Source organism: Candidatus Zixiibacteriota bacterium, assembly GCA_021159005.1.
In the GTDB taxonomy this organism is placed as follows: domain Bacteria; phylum Zixibacteria; class MSB-5A5; order UBA10806; family 4484-95; genus JAGGSN01.
Genome location: JAGGSN010000098.1, coordinates 20,552 through 30,246, shown reverse-complemented (window position 1 = coordinate 30,246; position 9,695 = coordinate 20,552). Strand labels below are relative to the sequence as shown.

Sequence of the window (9,695 nt, the reverse complement as noted above, 5' to 3'; positions counted from 1 at the left end):
ATTAAATGTTACGCTGTGATATCCGGCACGTACATTTCCATTGACCAGCGTTGCCGCTAATTCACCGAGAATATTATATACCTTAAGTGATACGTAGGAATCCTCAGGCAAGGCGTACTTAATTGTGGTAGATGCATTAAACGGGTTGGGGTAATTCTGGTTGAGGTTGAATGAGATTGGGAGAGTTTCATTTTCATCAACTGAAACAGAATCGGGAAGTACTTCGAAAAAGCTTTCCAATAGGCGTCTATAGAAGTCGGTTTCATTTTGATAGTTTGGAGTATTACGAATCATGCTCGGATCCAATTCTGCTGTGAAGAATGAATTACCTGCCATACTTGAAAACACTGCACGATTATCATTACCTATATCATTATTTGGCCGGATTTTTAACTCAGTCCATGCTGTAGATCCAGTAGGGTAAAGGCAAAAAGTAAAAAAAGAATCCTCTGGATAGTCAAAAATGCAGCCAAAAAACATAGTGCCTTCATCAAGAGAAAACAACTCTTCACCAGGATACGTAATCCATGTTGGCCAATCGCACCCAACATAATCTGCAAATGGTAATAGAGCGAGATTACCTGCACCTATGATCCCAATAGTATGTCCTGGTGATGTGCATAATTCTCTAAGCGCTAAAAGCTCGGGATCATTGGTTTCATATAAAGTACCCTGCCCATAACTAGGTACGCCGCCAAAAATTATAACCATGCTTGGTATTTGTTGATCAACGAGTGTTGTAGTATATTCGATACTTAATGAACAGCTTTCCGTACAAAGATCGCTAATGATGTTAAATGCATGAACTCCGGCAGGGGAATCATCTGGGCATAGATCTGCTATCATAAAATCACTTCCAAGCAATACTCCGGGAAGAAGCAGGCAAATAGCTAAGCTTATTATTTTTATTTTCATGATATCCTCTCTTATTTTAGCAGAACCATTTTTTTAATGTCTGTAAACTTTTCTGCTTTAATTTTGTAGAAATAAGCTCCTGATGACATCCGGCTGGCATCTAATGAAACCTGATGATAACCGGCGATCATATCATCATCCACTAGAGTTTTCACTTTTTGACCGACAATGTTGAAAACAACAATTGAAACGCGGCATCCTTCAGGCAGATCAAACTTAATTATAGCCGTATTATTAAAAGGATTTGGGTAAGATGGATGTAGTGCATACCTTTCAGGCAAATTAGGATCAACTGCAGCTTTCGGATTGGGCAGTGGTTGAATCTCATGAGTAAAAGTGTGCTGAAGCGGCAGGAAATTGTGATCTGCGGAATGAACTGCGGATACCCATATAGAAACCGGGTATGTTTGTGGGGCTGGATTTGGATACACTGGAACAAAGAAAAATTCGTTTTCATGCAAATCAACTATATGACCATCCGGTGTTGTAACTCCGTACTTCCACTGAAATTCTTCACCTGATCCCTTCCACACACAGACTATTACATCAGATGGCGGCGCATGACCAGCAGCGGTGATTATCACATCGTCAAACCAAAGTGTGTCTCCATTCATTGATGTAGGACAATCAATAGCAAACTGTTCCGGTATATCAGTCCAAATACGGAGACCTGCATAACCCATCCAGTTTTCATTATAATCATCCGAATGATATCCTGGAGTAAGCTTACTATTGTTCATAGCCCTGCATCCCAGAAAGCCGCCGTTTACATTGAAAAGCTCATTCCAGAAGATTCGACATTGAACATAACTACTAAGGCACCAACCATATCTGCTCATACCAACATTTGCGATGGTTCCGCCGTTTTGTTGGAATAACAGCCTTGAGCACATGGCTTGCCATTCCAAATCATAAATTGCGCCGCCACAGCTTATGGTATATAGCAATGAATAGTAATTAGTATTAGCAAGGTCAGTTATGGTACCAGGGCCTGTTCCAGGCCAATTATCCTCCCACCAATTGTAGTCTCCAATATTAGAACATACCATTGACCTGTCCTCATGATTATAATCGTCAGTACAAGCAGTCCAACTATCATAATTTCCATGCGATAAGTTCGTCCAAAAGGTTATATCTGACCAAAACGACATGTGATCCATTTCATTTGAAGCAGTAGGTCCATTAGTAGGGTTAGCATTTCCATCCGGTTCCACTCCGCTTATTGTATCAATATCTGCGAATTTGTGTCGCGGAAGGAAATCAAACACCATATTTTCTTGATCATAATAATCTGTCATTTGGTCGTGGCAAAAAACTCTTGCTCTAAATTCAGATACTCCTGGTCCATTGAGAAGATAGTCTTTTAAATTATCAATATATATATCAAATTCGTATGGAGTTCTTGCTGGCACATTTCCGACTTGTACTTCTGCTCCAATATCCCAACTATCATGCGTAGATTCCCCATAGTTTCCATCGCCGTCAGAATCCCATAAAGCGATAGGGAGAGTTACGTCGCCATAATAGACCGAGTTGGCCAATATGATATCTCTTACATTATCAGGGGGGGGTACAGGATTTTGATTAGTATTACCATTAAATAGATGTTGATAAATTGGACTTTCATCCCATAGTCTTCCGTCCACAATCGTTACATCTACCAAACCGCTATTCCAGTGCATGGAAAATATAAGGCTTTTGAGTTTATCCTGCAGTCTGCTCCATTCCGGTGCAGTATTCTGCAATTCATCCATAGTTAAAATCATGTTAGGGATACCAATTTTTATCAAGAATTCGTGAAGTTCATTTGCATAAAGCTGATAGGTTGTATCAGGTATTATCCACAAAGATTGATATAAATTGTCCAAATTTGGAGGTATGTCCAATTGTATTGGTTGTTTGTAACGGTTATAGTCCCCTGAATTTATAAAAAGGTGCCTTATATCTTCTTCAAAGAATGGAAACCGCTCCGACATCCAAGTTATATAGCATGTGTCTTGGGTGTTATAGCCATTGTGGTTTCCATGATACAAATTCTTTTTATCAATTGGGGGAACATGCTGTATATCATATATTGGAATATCCAGGCTTGCGTTGCTTAGTTTGAACCACTCTGCTCCATTATACTGCGCCAGTGGTATTTCGAAACCAATAATGCCAATATTTCGCAGCACGGAAATATGAACGACACTGGCGCTCATCTCAGGAAAATTGTTTAGTTGCTGATAATGTGCCGGATCAGCTAGCCGAGCAGGGCCGTATTCTATCATTTGAGGGGCGTAGTTAACTCCAGTAGAATCTTTTGAAGCCCATCCTTTGAAGTCCTGCGAGGGTCTTACAAGTTTACCTGTAGGATTTTCAAGCGGAACAAGTGTTGAATTTAATCTGATTCTATCCAAAAGAGGAATGCCTGCGTTTATCTGATCAATAAATGTTGTCGGTACACAGACATTAAAACATAGTGTTGGAACTGCCGGATTATATCCCGTAGTATCGCCTCCAGCAGATATCTCATAGCTATCATACTCTCCTAAAGTAAAATTTGCCCCTGGAATGTTCTGTGTTGATGCATCAAACATAGCATTTCCTTCACCATGACAAGCATAGGTTGAGTCGTTTACAATGCTAATATTGATTTCACTTAGCGCATCATTAAGCGAGATGGTTTTCGCGCTCACAAATTGTGCAAGACTTATGCTTGAAATAAATAGCGCGGCTGCTATTACTAAGATAGTAAAAAACATGCCCCTGTTAAGATTAAACATTTTCTCTCCTCAATAAGTTAATGTTTTACTTTTAAAATCATTACCTTGATTCAAAGCGCTTAATTAATATTTTATGCTATCCCCTCTTTCTATATTCCTAATTCAGTTATCAGCCGGCAAACTGCTTGCTCAGGCTGAAATTGATGATATGATTACAACAATCAAAACCCTTGTGTCAAAAATTACTTAGCTCAATAATATCCTCCCATGATCTTAAATATTAAAACAGAAATTTCTGTATGTTAAATAAAATGGATATAATAAGATTTGTCAAGCTAAAAATTGCCCCCCGATAGCTTTATCATTATGACAGCTATAGCATTGAGATTACCGCGTCCGGTAGCTGCCGGACGCGCAATGACTAATTTACATATCGCAATATCTTATACTTAAGTTTATGAATAATTAAGGTTAGTCAAAATATTTTACCTTACTGGCTATTCTCGTCATTTTTCCCATTATCATTCCCATTATCATTCCCATTAGCCACACGGGCAACATCTATAAGCCTATCCCCCGGGTCAAGCCCTATCAAGCGGACACCTTGAGTATTGCGGCCTATGCTTCTTATCTGGCTTACGGAAATGCGATTGATAATTCCCTTAAGCGTAATCAATAATAATTCATCATCGCCTACAACTTCTTTTATGGCAACTACCAAACCGTTGCGCTTGGATGCCTTAATATTGATAATCCCTTTGCCGCCGCGGTTGGTTACGCGGTAGTCAGCAATATTAGAACGCTTGCCGCAACCGTTTTCGGTAACAGTTAATAATGTTCCTTCCCGTTTCACAACAACCATGCCTATTACATAGTCTTCCTTAGCCAAATTGATGCCGCGTACGCCATAAGCAGTTCTGCCCATCGAACGGACTTTGCTTTCGGGGAATCTTATCGCCTGTCCCTGACGAGTTGCCAGGATAATATCGCAGGAACCATCGGTGAATCCAACCTCTACTACCTGATCATCACTTGGAATATTCATAGCAATAATGCCATCCCGCCGCGGGTTGGAAAAAGCGTGTAATTCAGTCTTCTTAATCTGACCCTTTTTGCTTGCCATCACAATACAACCCGGATCATCGAAATTGCGCACCGGCACAAAAGCCGCAATGCTGTCCTTCTTGTGAATCCCAATCATATTAACAATCGGTTTGCCCTTAGCCAATCTGCCTCCTTGGGGCACCTCATGCACTTTCAGCCAATAGCATTTGCCGTGTTCGGTGAAGAAAAGTATATACTGATGAGTGGATGCTACAAACATATGCTCAACAAAATCCTCTTCCTTTGTTTCCATGCCAATCTTGCCGCGAGTGCCGCGCGATTGCTTTCTGTATGATGATATGGAAATCCGTTTGATATAGCCGGCATGTGATATGGTTACCACCATATCTTCCTCGGCAATAAGATCCTCTATCGAGAAATCCTCTGTAATGTCCCGTTCAAGGATTTCTGTTCGGCGTTCGTCTCCATACTTCTCTCTTAGCTCTTGAAGTTCGGTCTTAATAATATACATTCTTTTAGCTTTGCTTTCGAGGATACCTTTAAGCTCGGCAATTCGTTTGATAACAGACCGATATTCATCTTCTATTTTCTGACGTTCAAGACCGGTTAGCCTTTGCAGACGCATTTCCAGTATAGCCTGAGATTGGATTTCCGACAGCTTGAATTTTTTCATCAAGCCCTCTTTGGCATGAGCCGGAGATTTTGATTTCTTTATCAGCTCTATTACGGCATCAATATTATCTAAGGCAATTTTGTATCCTTCAAGTATATGAGCGCGCTTTTCAGCTTCGTCAAGTTCAAATTGCGTACGGCGAATAACTACCTCATGACGGTGGTCGATGAATTTCTGAAGCATATCTTTGAGATTTAAAACCTGCGGTACGCCATCAACCAATGCCAGCATATTCATGCCAAAGGAGGTCTGCATCTGGGTCATCTTAAAAAGCTGATTCAAGACAACTTCTGTAACGGCATCTCGTTTAAGCTCAATCACTATTCGCATGCCATCGCGGTCGGATTCATCACGAAGGTCGGAGATTCCCGTGATGCGTTTATCGCGCACTAATTCGGCAATCTTCTCCAATAGGTTTGATTTATTAACCTGATATGGTATTTCCGAAACAATTATACTTTCTTTGCCCGTCTTGCTGGTCTCGGCGTTGGCTTTAGCTCTTATATAAAACCGTCCATGACCGGTATGATAACCCTTACGCATGTCATCAAGACCGAAAATGATGCCGCCTGTTGGCAAATCGGGTCCTTTTATATACTGCATCAAATCATCAATAGATGTCTCCGGATTATCAATAAGACATGTAAGCGCCTCAATTGCTTCATTGAGGTTATGAGGCGGAATATTCGTAGCCATACCAACTGCGATGCCGGTTGCTCCATTGCATATCAGGTTGGGGAATTTTCCGGGCAGAACTTTCGGTTCCTTGCGAGTGTCGTCATAGTTGGGAATAAAATCGACGGTATCTTTCTTGATATCCTCAAGCATCTCCATCGACACTGAGGTCATTCTTGCCTCGGTATATCTCATTGCGGCAGGGGAATCGCCATCAATAGAGCCGAAATTGCCCTGCCCATCAACCAGCATATAGCGCATATTGAAATCCTGCGCCATCCTGACAAGCGTAGGATAAACGACCTGTTCGCCATGCGGATGATAATTACCGGAGGTATCACCGGCGATTTTGGCGCACTTACGGTGCGGTCGTCCGGACGATAAATTAAGGTCGTTCATGGCAACTAAGATGCGGCGGTTGGATGGCTTCAGGCCATCCCGGACATCCGGCAGCGCCCGGTTAGTGATTACCGACATTGAGTAGTCGATATATGAGTTTTTCATCTCCTCTTCGATGAAAACCGGCAGTATTTTTTCAGAGCCTAACGGCATATTTGGATTCTCCTGTTTTTAAGGATACTTGCACTTATTTAAAGGCCAATTACATTGAATAGCCAACTCTGTTCCGGGGTATGTAAAACCTTAATGAGACCACAACTAATTGAATACCGTGCTGCTATGTTGTCATAGCAGCATACCCCGATTAAGTCTCAGTTGATATTCATTATACAATAATTATAACTATTTTTCAAGCACAAAATTCGCTTTCTCGGCTTTGTAACCCACTGGATACTAATAAGTTGTAACGAGGTGAAATTCTTACTGTTGTTTGGCTGGCGACGGCAGTTTTATCTCGTCATAACTGTATTGAAAATCCTTTAATACAGCCTGCGCAATGTTGGTATAATGGTCGCCTATTTTTTCAAGATTATTGATAACATCAATAAATAATATTCCATCAATAGCTTTGCATTCGCCCGAATTGAGCCTGCGAATCTGCGAATCACGAAACTCAATAAACAAATGGTTAATTCTGTTCTCGCATGACAACGCCCCGTAAGCTCTATCCCTGTCATTGTTTTCAATCGCCAGCAAAATATTATCGCTCATCTCAATTATGGTCTTAAACATGGTTTGCAATTCTTTTTTTGCCTCCGGAGGAAGGTAGGTTTTCAGTTTAATTGATCGTTCTGTCAACTCCATCAGATTTTCCGTATGGTCACCAATCCGTTCGAGGTCGTTTACCGAATGCATCCACACCGGCAACTCCTCCGACTGCAATGGTTCAAGATGCTGCTGGGAAAGATCTACCAAGAAACGGGTGATTTCCCCTTGAAGATTATCGATTGCATCTTCAAGTTCAATAAGCTTCTTGAAAAGCTTGGCATCCTTATTTGTAAATGAGGTATAAGACAGTTCAATCGCCTCTCGGCACATCTGCGCCATTCGAAGGACCTCATTTCTTGCCTGAACTAAAGCAGTGGCGGGAGATTTCATAACCCGCCGGTCGAGATATTTCGGCATGCCATTAATCTTATTGCTGCCTTTTGGCGTAAGTAATATCGCTCCTTTTTCCAAATATTTCACTAATGGGAGCATTATAATAGTATTTATAATATTAAATGCACTGTGAGATACAGCAATATAAATCATGATATTGGTTGTTGTTACTTGCCCTGGTATTAGTAAATTGATAAATTTTAGATATATGCCAAGAGAGACTAATGGTAATATATAAGCTGTTCCTATTAAATTGAAAAGCGTATGTGCCATAGCAGTTCGTCGAGCGTTTATATTTGTATTAAAGGCGGCAATCTGAGCAGTAATCGTAGTGCCTATATTTTCCCCCAGAACCAAAGGTATCGCTGTATTGATATCAATTAAACCCTGGAATGCCAGAAGCTGTACTATTGCAATTGTTGCTGAGGACGATTGAAGCAGGATTGTGGCAGCTGCGCCAACTATTACCGCCAGAATCGGTTGCACGCTTAGAGTCTGAAGAGCATTGATAATTGCCGGGCTTTCCCGTAATGGATGAAAAGCGTCTTTCATAAAACCAAGCCCAAGGAATAATAATCCTAAACCAATAAGCACCTGCCCCCGACCGCGAAAACTACTACCCCGGGGAGCTAAAGTCATAAAAAAGCCTATGCCAACCGCTATAAGCGCATAATCGGTTATCTTAAATACGCCCATAAACGATACCAGCCAAGCAGTTAATGTGGTCCCGATATTAGCGCCCATGACTACACCAATTGCCTGGCTAAGCGTTAGCAAACCGGAATTGACCAGCCCAATTGTAATAACTGTCATCCCGCTGGAGGACTGAATAAGCGCTGTTAAACCTGTGCCAAGCAAAACCGCTAAGAAACGGTTCTTTGTCAGAAGCGTGAGAATACGTTTGATTTTATCGCTGGTAGTCGCCTTTAAACCATCCGACATAAGCCGCATACCAAAAAGGAACATACCCAAACCGCCGACAAAAAGAAATATCAGTTCTTTAATCAAGAATAATTGCTCCCGCTGATTGTTTGTTCTTGTATTTTAGGAATAAGCATTCGCGATGGCACCCTGCACAACAGTTTTTATTTAGGCTATGTTAGCGTTTTGTAAATATAATGTCAATTTAATTTTGAAATCTTTCCAAAATAACGAATCTAGCGAATCCGTATTATTCACAAATTCTAACCTGTGCTTCTTCTGCCAGAGCTGTCGGAAGCAACTTCCGACAACACATTATGTGGCTGGTGTACGTCCTCGTGCACCAGTGCTTATGTGGCTGGTGTAAGTCCTCGTGCACCAGCGTTGGTGGCAGTCGAAGCTTTTAAGTATTCGATAAAAACCTAACATCTTAATAGTCGGGTCTTTCCAGCCCCGACTATTATGCTATCAATTCCGTTAAATGCTCAAATAATCGCTTATCAACAACCGGGTTATGCTTTAAATGTGCTTATATATCAAACTTCATCATCGAAAATATATTGCAAAATGTTCAGCCGGATAGTATTATCGCTAAGCTGTTATTATAAAAGGAAAAATTTTAGTCTGATGATGACACTCATTTATGCTATAATTCTGTCGCTTTTACCGATTGCAGAACTCAGGGGCGGTATCCCTTATGCTTACCTGTCCGGTCAACCAATCTGGTTGGCGTACGTTGTTTGCGTAGCCGCCAATTTCTTGGTTGGGCCGATTATGTTTATATTCCTCGAAACCCTGCATAAACTTTTAATAAAATGGTCATTTTATGAAAAACTTTTCGATAAATTCATCCGACGAGTGCGAAAAAAAACATCTCATCTTATCGAGAAATACGGTTTCTGGGGAATTACTATATTCGTAGCCATACCTTTGCCGGTAACCGGCGCCTATACCGGCACAGTTGCCGCCTGGCTTTTTGGCCTCGATAAGAAAAAATCTCTGCTGGCGGTGCTGGCAGGTGTCTGCATATCGGGTATTGTGGTCTCAAGCGTGCTGTATTTCGGTATCGGGGGGTTTGAGTTTTTATATAAAAAAGTGGGCTGATATGCCATATTACTCGTCTTCAACAAATTGCAATTCATAAGATATATTTTGATCAGAGAATGATGTGTTAATTAGCATTTCATTGTGATCTGATTCATTAATAAATAACTGCTACTTTTGTTTTTACTCAATATTTT

General features: G+C 40.9%; 5 protein-coding genes. 1 reads left to right on the top strand and 4 read right to left on the bottom strand.

The window, feature by feature from the left end; translation table 11 throughout:
• From J7K40_06440 to J7K40_06425, 4 genes are all read right to left on the bottom strand, one after another.
• Window positions 1-915: hypothetical protein (locus J7K40_06440; protein ID MCD6162033.1), on the bottom strand; the 915-nt coding region annotated here is incomplete at its 3' end.
• A gap of 11 nt (window positions 916-926) precedes the next feature.
• Complete coding sequence (locus J7K40_06435; GenBank protein MCD6162032.1) at window positions 927-3,680, bottom strand: T9SS type A sorting domain-containing protein; 2,754 nt, start codon at window positions 3,678-3,680, stop codon at window positions 927-929.
• Window positions 3,681-4,110: 430 nt separating this feature from the next.
• Window positions 4,111-6,585, bottom strand: coding sequence for a DNA gyrase subunit A (gyrA, locus tag J7K40_06430; GenBank protein MCD6162031.1), 2,475 nt, complete (start codon window positions 6,583-6,585; stop codon window positions 4,111-4,113).
• Between the two features lie 267 nt (window positions 6,586-6,852).
• Window positions 6,853-8,541: a Na/Pi cotransporter family protein gene (locus tag J7K40_06425; protein MCD6162030.1), complete on the bottom strand. Its 1,689-nt coding sequence runs from the start codon at window positions 8,539-8,541 to the stop codon at window positions 6,853-6,855.
• A 540-nt stretch (window positions 8,542-9,081) separates the two neighbouring features.
• Between J7K40_06425 and J7K40_06420 the strand changes: the two genes are divergently transcribed.
• Window positions 9,082-9,558, top strand: coding sequence for a small multi-drug export protein (locus J7K40_06420; protein ID MCD6162029.1), 477 nt, complete (start codon window positions 9,082-9,084; stop codon window positions 9,556-9,558).
• Window positions 9,559-9,695: the final 137 nt, after the last annotated feature.

What these genes read in the sequence shown, in the direction of transcription:
- J7K40_06435 (MCD6162032.1), bottom strand. Translation starts at nt 3,680, where the DNA reads ATGTTTAATCTTAACAGGGGCATGTTTTTTACTATCTTAGTAATAGCA.
- J7K40_06420 (MCD6162029.1), top strand. Translation starts at nt 9,082, where the DNA reads ATGATGACACTCATTTATGCTATAATTCTGTCGCTTTTACCGATTGCA.
- gyrA (MCD6162031.1), bottom strand. Translation starts at nt 6,585, where the DNA reads ATGCCGTTAGGCTCTGAAAAAATACTGCCGGTTTTCATCGAAGAGGAG.